Consider the following 17,984-nt stretch of genomic DNA (forward strand, 5'->3'; position numbering starts at 1 on the left):
TTATTCGAACATAAGGGTTTGATCGTCATGACACGCATTGTTGTGGTGACTTCCGGCAAAGGCGGCGTGGGCAAAACCACGACCAGCGCCAGTTTTTCTGCGGGACTCGCGATGCGGGGCCACAAGACCGCTGTCATCGACTTCGATGTCGGCCTGCGCAACCTCGACCTGATCATGGGCTGCGAACGTCGCGTCGTGTACGACTTCGTCAACGTGATCCAGGGCGAAGCCACGCTCAACCAGGCTCTCATCAAGGACAAGCAGCTCGAAAACCTGTTCATCCTGCCCGCCTCGCAGACGCGCGACAAAGACGCGCTGACGCAGGAAGGCGTGGAAAAGGTCATCAATGACCTCAAGGGCATGGGCTTTGACTACATCGTCTGCGACTCGCCCGCCGGCATCGAAACGGGCGCGCTGATGGCCGCCTATTTCGCCGACGACGCGCTGGTCGTGACCAACCCGGAAGTCTCGTCGGTGCGCGACTCCGACCGCATCCTGGGCATCCTCGCCGCCAAGTCCAAGCGCGCCGTGGAAGGCGATGAACCGGTCAAGGAATACCTGCTGCTGACGCGCTACAGCCCCAAGCGCGTGGTCGACGGCGAAATGCTGTCGCTGGGCGACATCGAGGACATCCTGCGCATCAAGCTGATCGGTGTGATCCCCGAATCCGAAGCGGTGCTGCAAGCGTCGAACCAGGGCCTGCCGGCCATCCACCTCAGAGACACCGACGTTTCCGAAGCCTACAAGGACGTCGTGGCCCGTTACCTTGGCGAAGACAAGGCCCTGCGCTTTACCGACTATGAAAAGCCCGGTTTCCTGAAACGCCTGTTCGGAGGCAAATAAGCAATGTCCTTCCTGTCGTTTCTGCTTGGTCAAAAGAAGACCTCCGCATCCGTCGCCAAGGAACGGTTGCAGATCATCCTGGCCCACGAGCGGGGCCGCGGCGACTCGCCCGATTACCTGCCGCAGTTGCAGCAGGAGCTTATCGCCGTCATTTCGAAATACGTGAAGATCAACCCCGAGGACATCAAAGTGCACCTGGAACGCCAGGACACGCTGGAGGTCCTGGAGGTCAAGATCGAAATGCCGCAGAACGAGACCTGATGCGGCTGTGCGCGCCCCTGGCGCGCATCACAATCAAAAAAAATGCCCGGCGATGCCGGGCATTTGCTTTGGGGCGACGGACGCTTAGCGCTTGCCGACCTGATCGCCGATGACGCCGCCGATCGCCGCTCCGCCCACCGTTCCGAGGATGCCGCCGTTGGTGATCACAGCGCCTGCCACGCCGCCCAGCGCAGCGCCGCCGACGGCGCTCTTCTGGCGATGGCTCATGCCGTCCCACGAAGAGCACCCAGCCATGGCGGCGGTCATCGCCAGCGCGACACAGATTTTGGAGAGAGATGCGATTTTCATATTTGTGGTTCCTATTCTCGTACCCGGGAGCCGCGCATGAAACTGGATGCGAGCGCGCGGCGCCCATAAGGGCCTGGAACCTTCAGGATCGCAAAATATTCTTGCCCTGGCTGTGAAGTTTGCCCATGAATTGTGTCAAAGGGCGAGTTAATCTTTGCGCGCCCTAGGGACATTGTTGCAGCGCGCGGCCGCTATTTGACCAGACGTAACACCTCGCGGAAGCGCGGGTGTTCACAAGTGCGCATCCACTCGAATATCGCCATCTCGGACGTGACGATTTCAGCGCCATGCGCACGCGCGCGGCGCAACGCCGCGTGATGATCGGCCGGCTTGCGCGAGCCCGCCGCATCCGCCACCAGCACCGCGTGGTAGCCCAGGTCAATCAAGCCGATCACGGTTTGCAGCACGCAGATGTGCGCCTCGCAGCCCGCCACCAGGATGGTCTTGCGCGCGGCCGGCAACCAGGCCTCGAAGCCCGGCTCCAGCGCCGAAGAGAAGTGCATTTTCTGGAAGGCGCTCTGGACTTGCTCGCGCAGCGGCTCCACGGTGGTCCCCAGCATCTTGGCGTGGTGCTCGGTAGCCACCACCGGCACGTCCAGCAGTCGCGCAGCCTGCGCAAGCTTGTGCGCGGCGCGAAGCACCGCCTCGTTGTCATGGATGACGGGCATCAGGCGCCCTTGCATGTCGACGATCAGCAGGGTGGAATCGGTAGCGGACAACAACATTGCGCGGTGCTCCTGGAAGAAGTCCTCAAGGCCGGCTCACGCAGAACGAAGCCTTGAACAGCCCTTAGCATACCTCCGGCAAAAAAAATCCCGGCGCGAGGCCGGGGTCGTTTTCAGGCGCCGATTACTTCAGGGCCTTGTAGCGCAGGCGCTTGGGCTTGGCGCCCTCTTCGCCCAGGCGGCGCTTCTTGTCGGCTTCATATTCCTGGTAGTTGCCATCGAAGAACACGACTTGCGAGTCGCCTTCGAAGGCCAGGATGTGCGTGGCGATCCGGTCCAGGAACCAGCGATCGTGGCTGATGACCATGACGCTGCCGGGGAACTCCAGCAATGCGTCTTCCAGCGCGCGCAAGGTTTCGACGTCGAGGTCGTTGGACGGTTCGTCCAGCAGCAGCACGTTGCCGCCGGCGATCAGGGTCTTGGCCATGTGCAGGCGGCCGCGTTCACCGCCGGACAGCTGGCCCACGACCTTGTTCTGGTCGCCGCCCTTGAAGTTGAAGCGGCCCAGATAGGCGCGCGACGACATTTCGAACTTGCCCACCGTGAGCAGGTCGGCGCCGTCGGCCACCGCGTCGAACACGGTCTTCTTGTCTTCCAGCGCATCGCGCGACTGGTCGACATAGGCCAGCTTGACGGTCTGGCCGATGTTGACCTCGCCCGAATCCGGCTGCTCGCGGCCCGCGATCATGCGGAACAGCGTGGACTTACCGGCGCCGTTGGCGCCGATGATGCCGACGATGGCGCCGGGCGGCACCTTGAAGCTGAGGTTGTCGATCAGCAGGCGGTCGCCATAGGCCTTGCTGACGTTGTTGAATTCGATGACCTCGTTGCCCAGGCGCTCGCCCACGGGAATGAAGATTTCCTGGGTTTCATTGCGCTTCTGGTATTCGTAGGACGACAGTTCCTCGAAGCGGGCCAGACGCGCCTTGGCCTTGGCCTGGCGGCCCTTCGGGTTCTGGCGCACCCACTCCAGTTCCTTCTTGATGGTCTTCTGGCGGGCGGATTCCGACGCCTCTTCCTGCTTCAGGCGATCTTCCTTCTGCTCCAGCCACGAGCTGTAGTTGCCCTTCCAGGGAATGCCATAACCGCGGTCCAGTTCCAGGATCCATTCGGCCGCGTTGTCCAGGAAGTAGCGATCGTGGGTCACGCCCACCACGGTGCCGGGGAACTTGTGCAGGAACTGCTCCAGCCACTCCACGCTTTCGGCGTCAAGGTGGTTGGTGGGTTCGTCCAGCAGCAGCATGTCGGGTTTGGACAGCAACAGGCGGCACAGCGCCACGCGGCGCTTTTCACCGCCGGACAGCTTGCCGACGATGGCATCCCAGGGCGGCAGGCGCAGCGCGTCGGCAGCGATTTCCATCTGGTGTTCGATGTCGTCGGCGCCGCTGGAGGCGGCGGCGGCGATGATGGCCTCAAGCTCGGCCTGCTCGGCGGCCAGTGCGTCGAAATCCGCATCCGGCTCGGCGTAGGCGGCATAGACCTCGTCCAGGCGCTTCTTGGCCGAGACGACGGCGCCCAGGCCCTCTTCCACCGACTGGCGCACCGTGTGCTCGGGGTTGAGCTGCGGTTCCTGCGGCAGGTAGCCGATGTTCAGGCCCGGCATGGGGATGGCTTCGCCTTCGATTTCCTTATCGACGCCGGCCATGATCTTCAGCAGCGTCGACTTGCCCGAGCCGTTCAGGCCCAGCACGCCGATCTTGGCGCCAGGAAAAAACGAAAGCGAAATGTCGCGCAGGATCTGCCGCTTGGGCGGCACGATCTTGCCGACGCGGTTCATGGTGTAGACGTATTGGGCCATGGGCTCGTATAGGAGATATAGCTGATGAACCGTCGATTGTAGGCCGGAACCCTGACCCGCGTATGTCCGCCGCCAAATGGCCGGCCCTTGCGGCGTACCCGGCCCTTCAGGCGGCCTTGGGCCGCGTCGCCCGGCCGCCGGCGCGCATTTGCGCCAGCATCACGCCAGCCAGCGCCATCGCCCCGCCGACGATATGGAACAGATGGGGCTTTTCGTCCAGGAACACGGCCGCGATCGCCACCGTGGCCACCGGCATGAGGTTGAGGAAAATGCTGGCGCGGTTGGGGCCCAGGTGCTTGACGCCCTGCATCCACAGGAAGGGCGCGAACAACGACGGGAATACCGCCGCATACAGCACCAGGGGCAGGTTGTCGCCGTTGAGCGGTGAAGGCGGCGCCATCAGGAAAGCGGGCAGCTGGAACAGCACGCCGAAAGCCACCTGCACATACAGCGACTGCCACGGTCCCACCGGCAATGCCCAGCGGCGCAGCAGCACGCCGTATAGCGCATAGGCCAGCGCGCCCACGCCCATCAGCAGATCGCCGCGGTTGGCGCCCACTTCAAGCAGGCGGGCGGGATCGCCCTCGCCGATCAGCAGCGCCAGGCCCGCCAGCGACAGCAGCCCACCCAGCATGGCCATGACCGAGGGCAGTTCGCGCAGCAGCAGCGCCACCACCGCGATGGTCATCAGCGGAATCATCGCCGTGATGATGCCCATATTGGTCGCCGTGGTGCTGGCGGCCGCCACATAGGCCAGGCCCTGGTACAGGGCCATGCCCAAGCCGCCCAGCACCGCCAGTTTGGGCAGGTGGGGCAGAATCTGGCGGCGCTGCGCCCAGACGCCCGGCAGCACGAACGGCGTCAGCACCACCCCGGCCAGGGCCCAGCGGTAGAAGCCGATGGCGGCCGGCGCGATGGCGCTGGCCGCCATCTTGGTGACGATCATGTTGACCGACCAGATCAAGGCTGCCAGCAACGGATAAAGCAGATAACGGGCGGGAATATGCGGAGAGGAAGCGCGGGTCATGAGGGGCAATGCACAGGCGTAGATGAGACAGGGCCAGTGTAGGATCTGTCCGACCTGATGTATATAATGAAAAACAGAAAAAACCAGACGAAGTTCCGACATGTCCGCCATCGATTCCGCGCCCGCGCTGGCCAGCCACCTGCCCTACCCGCTGGCTTGCCGCATCCTGCATTTCACGCCGCGTTCCGGCATGAAGCGCCACAGCTCGCCCTGGGCGGAACTGAACTTCGCCATCTCCGGCATCATGGAAATCGGCATACGCGGCGTCACCTACCTGTCGCCGCCGCAGTACGCCATCTGGATACCGCCGCATGTCGAGCATTGCTGCCAGAACGAAGGCGAAGTGCACTACGCCTGCATCGACATCCCCGCCGCGGCCTGCGCCGGCCTGCCCACGGAACCGTGCACGCTCGAGATCAGCCCGGTCATGCGCGCGATCCTGGGCGACTTCGAGCAGCGCGGCATCAGCTATCCGGATACGCCGGAAGACCGGCGCATGGCGCAGATCGTCATCGACCAGGTCCGCCAGGCTCGGGCTTACGCCAGCTACCTGCCCTCCACCTCCGACCCGTTGCTGGCACCCATCCTGTCGGCGCTGCAGGACAGTCCAGGCGATAAGCGCGGCGCCGCGCACTGGGCCGCCACGGCCGGCATCACCGAACGCACGCTGCTGCGCCACTGCCAGCAGCGCCTGGGCATGTCGTTCAATGAATGGCGCCTGCGGCTGCGCGTGGTCAGCGCCCTGGGCATGCTGGACGCGGGCCGGCCGGTCCAGTCTGTGGCGCGCGAGCTTGGTTACAGCACGCCGTCGGCCTTCATCGCCATGTTCCAGCGGCTTACAGGTCAATCGCCCGACAACGCGCGCAGGCGCAGCCAGGGCGGCGCACCCGCGCCCTGACCCCGGAAAACCGCGTCATCCAAGCGCCTGATGCAAGGCGCGGCCGATCGCGAGACAATACGGCTGTAGCCAGGGCCTGCCAGCGGGCCCGAATCTTGCCGTGCCGTCGCGGCTTCATCGCGCCCAGGAACCCCTTCATGTCTGCCTCCGCCACTCCCCCCGCCTCCTTGACCCATTTCAGCACCGCCGAGCTGGACATGCTGGCCAAGACCGCCGACGCCTTGAGCGCCTATCTGGGCAAGCCCGTGCTGGCCGAAGTGGTGCTGGGCGATGATGGCACCGAATGGGTGACCTATGGCGTGCCCATGGACGAAAACGCCAAGCCCGACGAAGACCAGACCCACGTGCAGCTGGGCGGCGCCGGCGCCCGCCTGCTGGGCAATCGCGGCGGCCTGCCCCAGTCCGACGACGACACCTACGACTGTCTCTACCTCTGGGCCATCGAGATCTCGCTGAACGAAGGCGAGCGCTTCATCAAGCTGGACCACGACGGCGAAGAGTCCGCATGGTCCGACAATCTGGAAGACGTGCTGCCGTTTGCCCTGACGGAAGAACCCGTACCGGAGGACCCGGACGCGGAGGACGACGAGGACGAAGCGGATGAGGACGATGAGGATGATGCGGATGGCCACGGCCACGATCATCCTCACGACCACAACCACCGCCACTGAAGCGCGGCCGGGCGGCGGGTTGCGGCCGGCATGGCCGCGCAACCGCGCCGTCCGCGGATCAGACCGAGATCCGCCCTTCCTGCACCGCGTGGCAGGCCACCACCGACACTCCCGCGGCCATTGCCACTGGCGCCTCTGACTTGCAACGCTCGTTCGCATGCGGACAGCGCGGATGAAAGGTGCAGCCCGACGGCGGATTCAGCGGATTGGGCACCTCGCCCGCCACCGCGGTGCGCGGCTTGCCCGCGCCGTTGATGTCGGGAATGGCCTCCAGCAGCATGCGCGTGTACGGATGGCGAGGCCGCGCGAACAGCTCGTCGCGCGGCGCCACCTCCACCATGCGGCCCAGGTACATCACCCCCACCCGGTCGGCCACATGGTGCACCACCGCCAGGTTGTGGGAAATGAACAGATAGGTCAGCCCCAGGTTGCGCTGCAGATCCTTCATCAGGTTCAGCACCTGCGCCTGCACCGACACATCCAGCGCCGAGGTCGGCTCGTCGCACACCAGGAATTCCGGATTCACCGCCAACGCCCGCGCGATCGAAATGCGCTGGCGCTGGCCGCCGGAAAACTGGTGTGGATAGCGGCCCTGGTCGGCCGGGTCCAGGCCCACCTGCTTGAGCAGTTCGCCCACGCGCGCGCTGCGCTCGTCAGGCGTCATCGTGGTGTGGGTCAGCATGGGTTCGGCGATGATGCGGCCCACGCGCCAGCGCGGATTCAGGCTGGCATAGGGATCCTGGAAGATCATCTGCAGGCGCTTGCGCAAGGCTCGGCCGCCTGGCTCGGACATGCGCGACAACGGCTGGCCGTCGAAACGGATGTCGCCGCGGGTCAGGCCATACAACCCCACCAGCATGCGCGCCACGGTCGATTTGCCGCAGCCCGATTCGCCCACCAGCGCCAGCGTTTCGCCGCGCGCGATCTCGAACGACACCCCGTCCACGGCGCGCAGCATCACGCGCGGCTTGCCCGCGAGCTTGCGTTCCAGCCACGGCGGCGACACATCGAACCAGCGCGCGGCGTCCTTTACTTCCACCAAGGGCGTCGTCATGCGGCCACCTTATCGTTGTTGTCGTGCAGCCAACAGGCCGCGCGGGACGTCCCGGCCGCCATCAGCTCCGGGCGCTCGACGCCGCAACGCGGCAGGCGCTGGTCGCAGCGCGGATTGAAGGCGCAGCCCGGCGGAATGGCGTTCAGGCGCGGCATGCTGCCGTCGATCTGCACCAGCCGTTCGGAGTGTCCTTCCAGCGATGGAATCGATCCCATCAGTCCCTTCGTGTAGGGATGGCGGGGCTTGTGGATCACGTCGGCCACCGGGCCGATCTCGGCCACGCGGCCCGCGTACATCACCGCAACGCGGTCGGCGGTTTCGGCGATCACACCCATGTCGTGCGTGATCAGCATCACCGCCGTGCCGTTTTCGCGGCACAGGCGCTTGAGCAGTTCGATGATCTGCGCCTGGATCGACACGTCCAGCGCGGTCGTGGGCTCGTCCGCCACCACCAGCTTGGGTTCGGCCGCCAGGGCCAGCGCAATCACCACGCGCTGGCGCATGCCGCCGGAGAACTGGTGAGGATAGTGGTCGATGCGCTCGCGCGCGGCCGGAATGCCGGTCGATGCCAGCAGCTCCACCGCCCGTTCGCGCGCCTGGGACCAGCTCAGGTCCAGGTGCGTCACGATGGTTTCCGCCAATTGCCGGCCCACCGTGTACAGCGGGTTCAACGAGGTCAGCGGGTCCTGGAACACGGCCCCGATCTCGCGGCCGCGCACGCGGCGCATCTGCTCGTCGGGCAGATTGTCGATGCGGCGGCCCGCCAGCAGGATCTCGCCCGCGGCGATACGTCCCGGCGGTTCCAAGAGGCCAATGATGGATGCGCCGGTCAGGGACTTGCCTGCGCCGGATTCGCCCACTACGCCCAGGACTTCGCCAGCCTGGATGGAAAAGGACACGTCGTCCAGCGCGCGCAGCGTGCCGCGGCGCGTGGGGAATTCCACGCGCAGGTTGCGGACTTCTAGTAATGCGCTCATGTAAACCTCAATTCAGACGCGGGTTGAGCGCATCGCGCAGCCAGTCGCCAAGCAAGTTGACCGACAGCACCAGCAGCACCAGCGCCGCACCCGGGAAGATGGTGATCCACCACTCCCCTGAAAACAGGAAGTCGTTGCCGATGCGGATCAGCGTGCCGAGCGACGGCGCGGTCGGCGGTACGCCCACGCCCAGGAACGACAGCGTGGCCTCCGTGATGATGGCCGTGGCCAGGTGCACCGTGGCCAGCACCAGCACCGGACCCAGCACATTGGGCAGCACGTGGCGGAACATGATGACCGGCGAGGCCACGCCGATCACGCGCGCCGCCTGCACGTATTCGCGGTTCTTCTCCACCAGGGTGGAGCCGCGCACCGTGCGCGCATACTGCGGCCAGCCCGCCAGCGCGATCGCGCCGATCAGCACCGGGAACGCGATCAGCTCATGCAGCTCGCGCGGCACCGCCGCCCGCGCCACGCCGTCGATCAGCAGCGCGATCAGGATGGCGGGGAACGACAGCTGCACGTCGGCGATGCGCATGATGAACGCATCGATGCGCCCGCCCGCGTAGCCCGAGATCAGCCCCAGCACGATGCCGATCAGCATCGACAGCAGCACCGAGGCCAGGCCGATCAAGAGCGACACGCGGGTGCCGTACAGGATGGCCGAGTACAGGTCGCGGCCCTGGCTGTCGGTGCCCAGCAGGTAGGTCGGCAGGCCATTGGCCTCCCAGGCGGGCGGCAGCAAGGCGTCCAGCAGTTCCACCTTGGTCAGGTCGAACGGGTTGTGCGGCGCCACCCAACCGGCCCCGAAGGAGCCGATCAGCAGGAGCGCCAGCATCACGGTGGCGATGATCGCCACGGGCGCCCGGCGCCAGGCCCAGGCAATGTCGCTGTCCCACCAGCGTTTGAGTACGGCGCGCATCAGTGAGCCCCCCCGCCGCGGGTCAGCCCGGAACGCAGGCGCGGGTCCACGACAAAATACAAAAGATCGACGATCAGGTTGATCACCACGAACACCAGCGCAATCAGGCACAGGTAGGCCGCCATGACGGGCACGTCGGCGAATTGCACCGCCTGGATGAACAACAGGCCCATGCCCGGCCACTGGAACACGGTTTCCGTGACGATGGCGAAGGCGATGATGCCGCCCAGTTGCAGGCCGGTGATGGTGATGACCGGCACCATGGTGTTCTTCAGCGCGTGGCCGAAGTGGATGGCGCGACGCTTCAGGCCGCGGGCGCGGGCAAACTTGATGTAGTCCGAACGCAGCACCTCCAGCATTTCCGAACGCACCAGGCGCAGCACCAGGGTCATCTGGAACAGCGACAAGGTGATGGACGGCAGGATGAGATGCTTCCAGCCCGTGGCGGTGAACAACCCCGATGACCACCAGCCCACGCTGACGGTGTCGCCCCGCCCGTAGCTGGGCAGCCAGCCCAGTTGCACGGAAAACACCAGGATCAGCAGGATGCCGATCAGGAAGGTGGGCAGCGACACGCCCAGCAGCGACCCGGCCAGCAGCAGCTGGGACAGCAAGCTGTTGCGCTTGAGCGCGGTGTACACGCCCAGCGGCACGCCCACCAGCAGCGCCAGCAAGGCCGCCACCATGGACAGCTCCAGCGTGGCCGGCAGGCGGGATTTCAGCAAGGAAGATACGGGTTCGCTCTGGCGCAGGGAGATGCCGAAATTGCCCTGCACGGCGTTGGCCACGAAATGGCCGAATTGGACGATGGCGGGCTCGTTCAGCCCCAGGCGCTCACGCAGTTCGATGCGCTCGGCATCGGTGGCGTCCTGTCCCAGCATGATGGTGACAGGGTCGCCGACATATTGAAAAAGCACAAAGGCCAGTAGCGCGACGGTGAGCATCACCGCTACGGCCTGCAACAGGCGACGCAGTATGAAAGCAAACATAGGCGGAAAAGGCGAAACAGCGAAAGCCCGTCGGCCTGTTCATCATGAACAGGCTGACGGGCCCCGCCGTTTGATTAGCCTGGATCAGTCAACCTTGACCCAATCGGCAACGAGGCGATTGTCGGCACGGTGGATGACCGTGACGTTCTTGCGCATGGCCCAGGGAATCACCTGGTCGTGCAGCGGGATGTGGCCGAAGTCCTTGGCGTGCCCTTGCAGCACGGTGATGATGTCGGCGTCACGCTTGGCCGGATCGGTTTCCGTCTTGATCCGGTCGATGATGACGTCCAGTTCCTTGTTGCTGTAGTTGCCCAGGTTGTACATGCCGTCCGCGCCCTCGCCCTTGGTGCGAATCAGGTTCTGCAGCGTGTACATGGCGTCGAACGTGGGTACGCCCCAGCCGAACAGGTAGGCGCTGGTGTCGAACGACTGCACCTTGGGGAAATAGGTGGAGCGCGGCATGGCGTTCATGGTGGCCTTGACGCCGACCTTGGCCCACATGCCGACCACCGCCTGACAGATGGCTTCGTCGTTGATGTAGCGGTTGTTCGGGCAATCCAGCGTGAAGTTCAGCGTGCCGTCGTAGCCGGCTTCCTTCAGCAGGGCGCGGGACTTTTCCGGATCATAGGGCACGCGCGCCTGCAGCTGCTGGGCCCAGCCGTGCACCTGCGGCGCGATCATCGTGCCGGTGGGCGCGGACAGGCCGCGCATCACGGCGCGCTTGATGGCGTCCACGTCGATCGCGCGATACAGCGCCTCGCGCACGCGGATGTCCTGGAACGGGTTCTTGCCCTTGATGTTGGAATACTGGAGTTCCGGACGCTTCTGGTCCAGGCCCAGGTAGATGGTGCGGTATTCGTTGCCTTCCACGACCTTGGCCGACTGGCGCAGGCGATCCAGGTCCTGGGCCGCCGGATCCAGCACGAAGTCGATTTCACCCGACAGCAGCGCCGCGGTACGCGTGGCGTTCTGCTTGATCGGCGTGAACACGACTTCGGTCACGTTGCCGACCTTGCCGCCCTTGTTCCACCAGTCCTTGTTTTCCTCGAACACCGTGCGCACGTCCACTTCGCGCGACTTCAGCTTGTAGGGGCCGGTGCCGTTGGTGTTGCGCGCGGCGTAGGTCTCTTCCTTGTTGACGAAGTCCTGCGGCTTGGCGACGTTGTTCTTTTCCGACCAGGCCTTGTTCATGATGAACACGTTGGTCAGCTGGCGCAGCAGCACCGGGTTAGGCGCCGAGGTCTCGATCTCGACCGTCAGGTCGTCGATCTTGCGGGCTTCCTTGATGCCGGTGGTGTAGGCCTTGTAGTTCGAGGTGGGCGCCATGGCGCGGTGGATCGAGAACACCACGTCGTCGGCGGTGAAGGCGGCGCCGTCATGGAACTTCACGCCGGGGCGCAGCTTGAAGCGGTACAGCGTGGGTGAAACCTGCTCCCACTCCGTCGCCAGGCGCGGGTTGACCTTGAAGGACTTGTCGTAGTCCACCAGCGGTTCGTAGACGTAGCTGTTGGCGGCGATCGTCATGCCTTCGTTCTGCGAGTGTGGATCGAAGGTGAGGATGTCGCCCTGGGCGGCCCAGCGGAAGGTCTTGGCCTGCCCGATCGTGGGCACGGCAACGGCGGCGGCGATCGCGATAGCAATCAAAGTGCGGCGCATAGGTTCAACTCCTGACTGTAGTCTGAATACCGGCGCGATATTGCCTAGCCGCAGGACCTCCGTCAATTGAGGGTTTATGCGTACCGTAGACGGTTTTCACAGAGGGAGAACCAATTGGGGACACATAAGCTTGTAACAAAATAATCGAAGTAAACAGTGTTGGGCATGCGGCCCGCCCCCGCCCCCGCCTATTCCTCGTCCGGCGCCGACAATTCCAGCGGCACGTGCTCGGTCATCAGCACCTCCAGCATGTCGATCAGCATCGCGGCCTTTTCCTCGCCGAACGGGGCCAGCACGGCCTTCTGGTGCTGCAAGGCCTGCTCGCACAGCGCGGCGATCAGATTCGTGCCCTTGGTGGTGATGCAGACGCGCGTCTGCCGCCGGTCCGCCCGCACGCCCGTGCGCGCCACCAGCCCTTCGGCCTCCATGCGCTGCACCACCTTGCTCAAGGTGGGCTGCTTGGTGATCGCCAGCACCGCCAGCGTGCCTATGGTTTCACCGGGACTGCCCTCCAGGCTGGCCAGTACCCGCCACTCGGTCACCGACAGGCCGGCCGCCTTCACCTGCAGATGGAATTCCGCCGAAATGCGCTGGCTGGCCTGCGCCAGCAGATAGGCCAGATAGCCATCGACGAAGCGGCCTTTGTGCGCCGCCGCGTCCGTGTCCCGCTGCTTGTCCAACCGCATGTTGCTTTGCTCCCACGCACCGGAAACCAGGGCCGACGCCGGCCCGACGAAATGCGCATTGCACCACGCCGGCGCAAACGCGCGCCATGATGTGCCGCAATGCTGTTGCGCAGCACAGGGTATACCCGGAATCGCAACCCGTTTTTGCACCATCGCAGCGCCGGAACAGCACTGCGACCTAGAGAACAACGAGTATATACGTCATTGTTTTAGCGTGATATTTTTTGTTTTCCATGAAATTTCATCTTTTTTGTTGACAGCTAAAACGTTGACTCCTAAAGTATTTTTAAGACGAGAATTTCCCGACGTGACGATGCTGCGCAGCAGCAACCATTGAGACCCGCAGGCCGGGCCGCGAAGGAGTGCCAGAATGGCTGAAAGGTCTTTCAAAAAAGAAGTCCAGCAGTTGCGCATCGGCGCGGGCGAAGAGTTCCGCGGTGAAGGCATTCTTGCGGTCACCAAGGCCTTGCTGCAGTCCGGCGTGGGCTACGTCGCGGGCTACCAGGGTTCGCCGATCTCGCATTTGATGGACGTGCTGGCCGACGCCAACGACATCCTCCAGGAACTGGGTGTGCATTTCGAGGCCAGCGCCTCCGAAGCCACCGCGGCGGCCACGCTGGCCGCCTCGGTCATGTACCCCATCCGCGGCGCCGTCACCTGGAAGTCCACCGTAGGCACCAACGTCGCATCCGACGCGCTGGCCAACCTGGCTTCCGGCGGCGTCACCGGCGGTTCGCTGGTCATCGTGGGCGAAGACTACGGCGAAGGCTCGTCCATCATGCAGGAACGCTCGCACGCGTTCGCCATGAAGTCGCAGATCTGGCTGCTGGATCCGCGCCCCAACCTGGAAAGCATGGTCAAGGCGGTGGAAGACGGCTTCGAGCTGTCCGAGGCCAGCAAGACGCCCGTGATGCTGCAACTGCGCATCCGCGGCTGCCACGTGCACGGCCGCTTCATCGCCAAGGAAAACAAGCGCCCCGCCTTCTCGCTGGCGCAGGCGCTGGAAAGCCCGGCGCGCGACACCAGCCGCATCGTGCTGCCGCCTGCCTCCTTCCTGCACGAACAGGAAAAGATCAAGGAGCGCTGGCCCGCCGCCATCCGCTACATCAAGGAACACAAGCTCAACGAACACTTTGACGGCGACCAGGACGATATCGGACTGATCCTGCAAGGCGGCCTCTACAACGGCGTGATCCGCGCCTTGCAGCTGCTGGGCCTGGCCGACAACTTCGGCAACAGCCGCATCCCGCTGTACGTCATGAACGTGACCTACCCCGTCATCGAGGACGAGGTCATCGATTTCTGCCGCGGCAAGCGCGCCGTGCTGCTGCTGGAAGAAGGCCAGCCGGACTACATCGAACAGAACCTGCACGCCGTGCTGCGCCGCGCCGGCATCGACACCAAGCTGTCCGGCAAGGACGTGCTGCCGATGGCGGGCGAATACACCACCCTGGTCATGCGCGACGGCCTGCGCGAATTCCTCAAGCGGCAACGCCCGGAATCGCTGCAGACGCATCCCGCCGCCCTGGCCGATGCCCAGGCCGCGGAACGCCAGCTCCAGATCACCGAGGTGGCGCGGCCCAAGCCGGCGCGTCCGGCCGAGCAGCCCATCACCTTCCACAAGCACGTCGAAGGCCTGGCGGCGGTCGTGCCGCCGCGGCCCGCCGGCTTCTGTACGGGCTGTCCGGAAAGGCCTATCTTCTCGGCCCTGACCTTGGCGCAGGAAACGCTGGGCCAGCACCATATTTCCTGCGACATCGGCTGCCACCTGTTCTCGATCCTGCCGCCGTTCAACCTGGGCGCCACCACCATGGGCTACGGCCTGGGCGCCTCCAGCGCGGCGGCCTTCAACGTGCCGGCCGCCAAGCGCCCCATCTCCATCATGGGCGACGGCGGCTTCTGGCACAACGGCCTGTCCTCGGGCATCGGCAACGCGGTCTTCAACAAGTACGACGGCGTCATCGTCATCGTCGACAACTTCTACGCCTCGGCCACCGGCGGACAGGACATCCTGTCCTCGCGCGCCGAAAACCCGGACCGCTCCACCAACAATCCCATCGACCAGGCCGTGCGCGGCGTGGGCGTGAAGTGGGTGCGCACGCTGGACCGCACCTATGACGTGGCCAAGGTGCGCGCCACCATCGAAGAGGCGCTGACCACCGACATCAAAGGCCCCAAGGTCATCATCGCGCAATCGGAATGCATGCTGAACAAGCAGCGCCGCATCAAGCCGCTGTTCAACAAGGCAGTCAAGGAAGGCAAGCGCGTGGTCAAGGAACGCTTCGGCGTGGACCCTGACGTCTGCACCGGCGACCATGCCTGCATTCGCCTGTCGGGCTGCCCGTCGCTGACGGTCAAGGACAGCGGCGACCCCTTGAAGGAAGATCCGGTGGCGCACGTGGAAAGCAGTTGCGTAGGCTGCGGCAACTGCGGCGAAGTCGCCCATGCCGCGGTGCTCTGCCCGTCCTTCTACCGCGCCGATATCGTCCACAACCCGACCGGCCGCGACCGCTTCATGGCGCGCATGCGCACCGCCGTCATCGGCTTCCTGCAACGCCGCCGCGCCGCGCGCCTGGCCCACCACGCCCTCTGAGGATTCCCGTTCCATGAACCCGGCCGCTATGCAACAAGCCAATCCGATCAAGATCGCCATCCTGGCCATGGGCGGCCAGGGCGGCGGCGTGCTGGCCGACTGGATCGTCGACATGGCCGAGCACGCCGGCTGGTGGGCCCAGACCACCTCGGTGCCGGGCGTGGCCCAGCGCACCGGCGCCACCATCTATTACCTGGAGCTGCTGCCCGAAGCCGAAGTGCAACGCGCCGGCCGCCAGCCCGCGCTGGCGCTGATGCCCACCCCGGGCGACGTGGACCTTGTGGTCGCCGCCGAATTGATGGAAGGCGGGCGCGCCATCCAGCGCGGACTGGTCACGCCGGAACGCACGGTGCTACTCACTTCGTCGCATCGCAGCTACGCGGTCAGCGAAAAATCCGCGCCCGGCAACGGCATCGCCGATCCCAACAAGGTGCTGGAAGCGGGCCGCGCCGCGGCCAAGCGCTTCCTCTGCTTCGACCTGCAAGACCTGGCCGACCGCGCCGGCAGCGTCATCAGCGCCAGCCTGTTCGGCGCGGTAGCCGGCAGCGGCGCCCTGCCGTTCTCGCGCGACGATTTCGAAGCCACGGTGCGGCGCGCCGGCCTGGGCGTGGAAGCCAGCCTGCGCGCCTTCGCGCTGGGCTACGAATCCGCCGACCAGGCGCCCGCGCAACCCGCACCCATCGACCTGGCCCGGCCGGTGCCCGCCGTGCCGGAACGCGCCGCCAGCGCCAAGGCCCAAGCCCTGCTGGATATGATCAAACGCGACTTTCCCGCCTGTGCCCAGCCCATGCTGGCCGCGGGCACGCGCCGCCAGATCGAATTCCAGGACCTGGCCTACGCCACCGAATACCTGCGCCACATGAAGGCCATCCGCGACCTGGACGCCGCCCATGGCGGCGAGGCCCGGCAATGGGCGCTGACCTGTGCCGCCGCGCGCTACGTGGCCACGGCCATGGCCTACGACGACGTGATCCGTGTCGCCGACCTGAAGACCCGCGCCACGCGTTTCGACCGCGTGCGCCAGGAAGTGGGCGCGCGCCCGGACCAGCTGGTCTACACCACCGAATTCATGCATCCGCGCCTGGAGGAGATCTGCGGCACCTTGCCCGCCGGGCTGGGCCGCTGGCTCGAAAACTCCAAGTCGTTCGGCGGCTTCGTCGAACGCCGCCTGGGCCACGGCCGTCGCATGCAGAGCGGCACGCTGGGCGGTTTCCTGATGCTGTACACGCTGGCCGGCATGCGACGCTTCCGCCGCAGCACGCTGCGCCATCAGGCCGAGGCCGCCGGCCTCGCGCAATGGCTGGACCTGATCGCCCGGCTGGTCCCGCGCGACTACGCGCTGGCCGTCGAAACCGTCAATTGCCGCCGCCTGGTCAAAGGCTATAGCGACACCCACGTGCGCGGCGGCGGCAAGTACCGCCAGCTGATCGCGGCGGCAGAGCAACTGGCCGGCCGGCCCGACGCCGCCGAAACGCTGCGCTCGCTGCGAGAGACCGCGCTGGCCAACGAGAAATGCGGCCCCATGGAACGCCAGCTGGCTGAAAAGCTGGCGGCCTGAGACAAGCAAAGATAGGGACAAACGCCGTGCAGACACTGAAACTCATCGTCCGGGAAGTCCGGCAGGAATCGCCGCTGATCCGCTCGTTCCGGCTGGCGCGCGAAGACGCCGGCCCCCTGCCTGCCTTCGGACCGGGCGCGCACCTGAAGGTGACGGTGCCGGGCCTGCGCGAGCCGCGCTGCTATTCGCTGGTGCAGTTGGCGCCGGAAGCCGGCAAGTTCGCGCAGCCCGCGGAGTACCGGCTCGGCGTGCGCCTGGAGGAAACCAGCCAGGGCGGATCGCGCCACATGCATGCGCTGGCCGAGGGCGACACGCTCGATGTCGAAGGCCCGAAGAATGATTTCCCGCTGCACGAATCGCCTGCCGGCGACGAACCCGTCGTGCTGATCGCGGGCGGCATCGGCATCACGCCGGTGGCATCCATGGCCGCGGCGCTCAAGGCCGCGGGACGCGCCTTCCATCTGCATTACTGCGGCCGCAGCAAGGACCAGCTGGCCTTCCTGCCCGAACTGCAGGCCCTGGCCGGCGACGACCTGAGCCTGCACGCGGACGACGATCCGTCCTGCCGCTTCGACCTGCAGGCGCTGCTGGACGCATCCTCGCCGCGCCAGCACCTGTATGTCTGCGGCCCCAAGGGCCTGATCGACGCAGTCATCCAGGGCGCGCACGCACGCCACTGGCCCGACGCCCACATCCATTTCGAACTTTTCGCCACCGCTGCACCGCAGGCCGGCGACCAGCCCTTCGAGGTCGAGCTGCGCCAGTCGGGCCGGGTGCTGACCATCCCCGCTGACAAGACCATCATCGACGTGATGGAAGAGGAAGGCTGCGACCCGATGTACGACTGCAAGCGCGGCGAATGCGGCGTCTGCCAGGCCACCGTGCTGGAAGGCGAACCCGACCACCGCGACTACTACCTCTCGGACACCGAGAAGGCCAGCGGCAAGATCATCCAGATCTGCATCTCGCGCGCGAAATCGGCGCGCCTGGTGCTGGACCTGTAGCCCCGACGCAAGG

The 17,984-nt window shown here is 65.5% G+C and carries 17 protein-coding genes; 7 read left to right on the plus strand and 10 right to left on the minus strand.

The features are described from left to right. The first annotated feature begins 27 nt into the window (after positions 1-27). Positions 28-843: a septum site-determining protein MinD gene (gene minD, locus IB268_RS19330; protein WP_041652327.1), complete on the plus strand. Its 816-nt coding sequence runs from the start codon at positions 28-30 to the stop codon at positions 841-843. A gap of 3 nt (positions 844-846) precedes the next feature. Then, the gene (gene minE / locus IB268_RS19335) at positions 847-1,104 is read left to right on the plus strand and encodes a cell division topological specificity factor MinE (protein WP_006217654.1); all 258 of its coding nucleotides are present in this window, start codon (positions 847-849) and stop codon (positions 1,102-1,104) included. Between the two features lie 84 nt (positions 1,105-1,188). Here minE and IB268_RS19340 read toward each other — a convergent pair whose 3' ends face one another. From IB268_RS19340 to IB268_RS19355, 4 genes are all read right to left on the minus strand, one after another. Further along, positions 1,189-1,413 carry a glycine zipper 2TM domain-containing protein gene (locus IB268_RS19340; RefSeq protein ID WP_042796532.1) on the minus strand — a complete coding sequence of 75 codons (225 nt, stop codon included), beginning with the start codon at positions 1,411-1,413 and terminating at the stop codon, positions 1,189-1,191. Positions 1,414-1,604: 191 nt separating this feature from the next. Next, on the minus strand, positions 1,605-2,138 hold the full coding sequence (locus IB268_RS19345) for an isochorismatase family protein (protein WP_125471667.1): 534 nt from the start codon (positions 2,136-2,138) through the stop codon (positions 1,605-1,607). 124 nt (positions 2,139-2,262) lie between these two features. Continuing rightward, positions 2,263-3,936 (minus strand): energy-dependent translational throttle protein EttA, encoded by a 1,674-nt coding sequence (gene ettA, locus IB268_RS19350; RefSeq protein ID WP_054457363.1) that lies wholly within the window; start codon positions 3,934-3,936, stop codon positions 2,263-2,265. A gap of 106 nt (positions 3,937-4,042) precedes the next feature. Then, the gene (locus IB268_RS19355) at positions 4,043-4,963 is read right to left on the minus strand and encodes a DMT family transporter (protein WP_192352510.1); all 921 of its coding nucleotides are present in this window, start codon (positions 4,961-4,963) and stop codon (positions 4,043-4,045) included. Between the two features lie 100 nt (positions 4,964-5,063). On the opposite strand from IB268_RS19355, the gene IB268_RS19360 reads away from it, so the two are divergent. Both IB268_RS19360 and IB268_RS19365 read left to right on the plus strand, forming a co-directional pair. Then, positions 5,064-5,861 (plus strand): helix-turn-helix transcriptional regulator, encoded by a 798-nt coding sequence (locus tag IB268_RS19360; protein ID WP_192352509.1) that lies wholly within the window; start codon positions 5,064-5,066, stop codon positions 5,859-5,861. 137 nt (positions 5,862-5,998) lie between these two features. Continuing rightward, a complete protein-coding gene (locus IB268_RS19365; RefSeq protein ID WP_054457367.1) occupies positions 5,999-6,532 on the plus strand; it encodes a hypothetical protein in 534 nt (177 codons plus the stop codon). A gap of 58 nt (positions 6,533-6,590) precedes the next feature. Here the strand turns inward: IB268_RS19365 and IB268_RS19370 are convergent, their stop codons facing one another. The 6 genes from IB268_RS19370 to IB268_RS19395 all read right to left on the minus strand — a co-directional run bounded on the left by IB268_RS19370 (position 6,591) and on the right by IB268_RS19395 (position 12,816). Beyond that, positions 6,591-7,586: an ABC transporter ATP-binding protein gene (locus IB268_RS19370; RefSeq protein ID WP_054457369.1), complete on the minus strand. Its 996-nt coding sequence runs from the start codon at positions 7,584-7,586 to the stop codon at positions 6,591-6,593. Next, entirely contained in the window at positions 7,583-8,563 is a 981-nt protein-coding gene (locus IB268_RS19375; protein ID WP_192354648.1) for an ABC transporter ATP-binding protein, read from the minus strand. Before IB268_RS19375 ends, IB268_RS19370 begins: the two co-directional genes overlap by 4 nt. 7 nt (positions 8,564-8,570) lie before the next feature. Then, a complete protein-coding gene (locus IB268_RS19380; protein WP_054457374.1) occupies positions 8,571-9,485 on the minus strand; it encodes an ABC transporter permease in 915 nt (304 codons plus the stop codon). Next, positions 9,485-10,474 carry an ABC transporter permease gene (locus IB268_RS19385; protein WP_054457377.1) on the minus strand — a complete coding sequence of 330 codons (990 nt, stop codon included), beginning with the start codon at positions 10,472-10,474 and terminating at the stop codon, positions 9,485-9,487. The genes IB268_RS19380 and IB268_RS19385 overlap by 1 nt, the downstream gene beginning before the upstream one ends. 84 nt (positions 10,475-10,558) lie before the next feature. Next, positions 10,559-12,130 carry an ABC transporter substrate-binding protein gene (locus tag IB268_RS19390; RefSeq protein ID WP_054457379.1) on the minus strand — a complete coding sequence of 524 codons (1,572 nt, stop codon included), beginning with the start codon at positions 12,128-12,130 and terminating at the stop codon, positions 10,559-10,561. Between the two features lie 188 nt (positions 12,131-12,318). Beyond that, positions 12,319-12,816, minus strand: coding sequence for a MarR family winged helix-turn-helix transcriptional regulator (locus IB268_RS19395; RefSeq protein ID WP_054457381.1), 498 nt, complete (start codon positions 12,814-12,816; stop codon positions 12,319-12,321). Positions 12,817-13,186: 370 nt separating this feature from the next. On the opposite strand from IB268_RS19395, the gene IB268_RS19400 reads away from it, so the two are divergent. The 3 genes from IB268_RS19400 to IB268_RS19410 are packed head-to-tail and all read left to right on the plus strand — an operon-like array spanning position 13,187 to position 17,971. Further along, positions 13,187-15,409, plus strand: coding sequence for an indolepyruvate ferredoxin oxidoreductase subunit alpha (locus IB268_RS19400; protein ID WP_192354649.1), 2,223 nt, complete (start codon positions 13,187-13,189; stop codon positions 15,407-15,409). A 13-nt stretch (positions 15,410-15,422) separates the two neighbouring features. Further along, positions 15,423-16,967 (plus strand): indolepyruvate oxidoreductase subunit beta family protein, encoded by a 1,545-nt coding sequence (locus IB268_RS19405; RefSeq protein ID WP_054457385.1) that lies wholly within the window; start codon positions 15,423-15,425, stop codon positions 16,965-16,967. A 26-nt stretch (positions 16,968-16,993) separates the two neighbouring features. Beyond that, the gene (locus IB268_RS19410) at positions 16,994-17,971 is read left to right on the plus strand and encodes a PDR/VanB family oxidoreductase (RefSeq protein ID WP_054457387.1); all 978 of its coding nucleotides are present in this window, start codon (positions 16,994-16,996) and stop codon (positions 17,969-17,971) included. The last annotated feature ends 13 nt before the right edge of the window (positions 17,972-17,984 follow it).

Origin of the sequence: Achromobacter sp. ACM01 (assembly GCF_014851745.1) — a bacterium.
Lineage (GTDB): Bacteria > Pseudomonadota > Gammaproteobacteria > Burkholderiales > Burkholderiaceae_B > Achromobacter > Achromobacter aegrifaciens.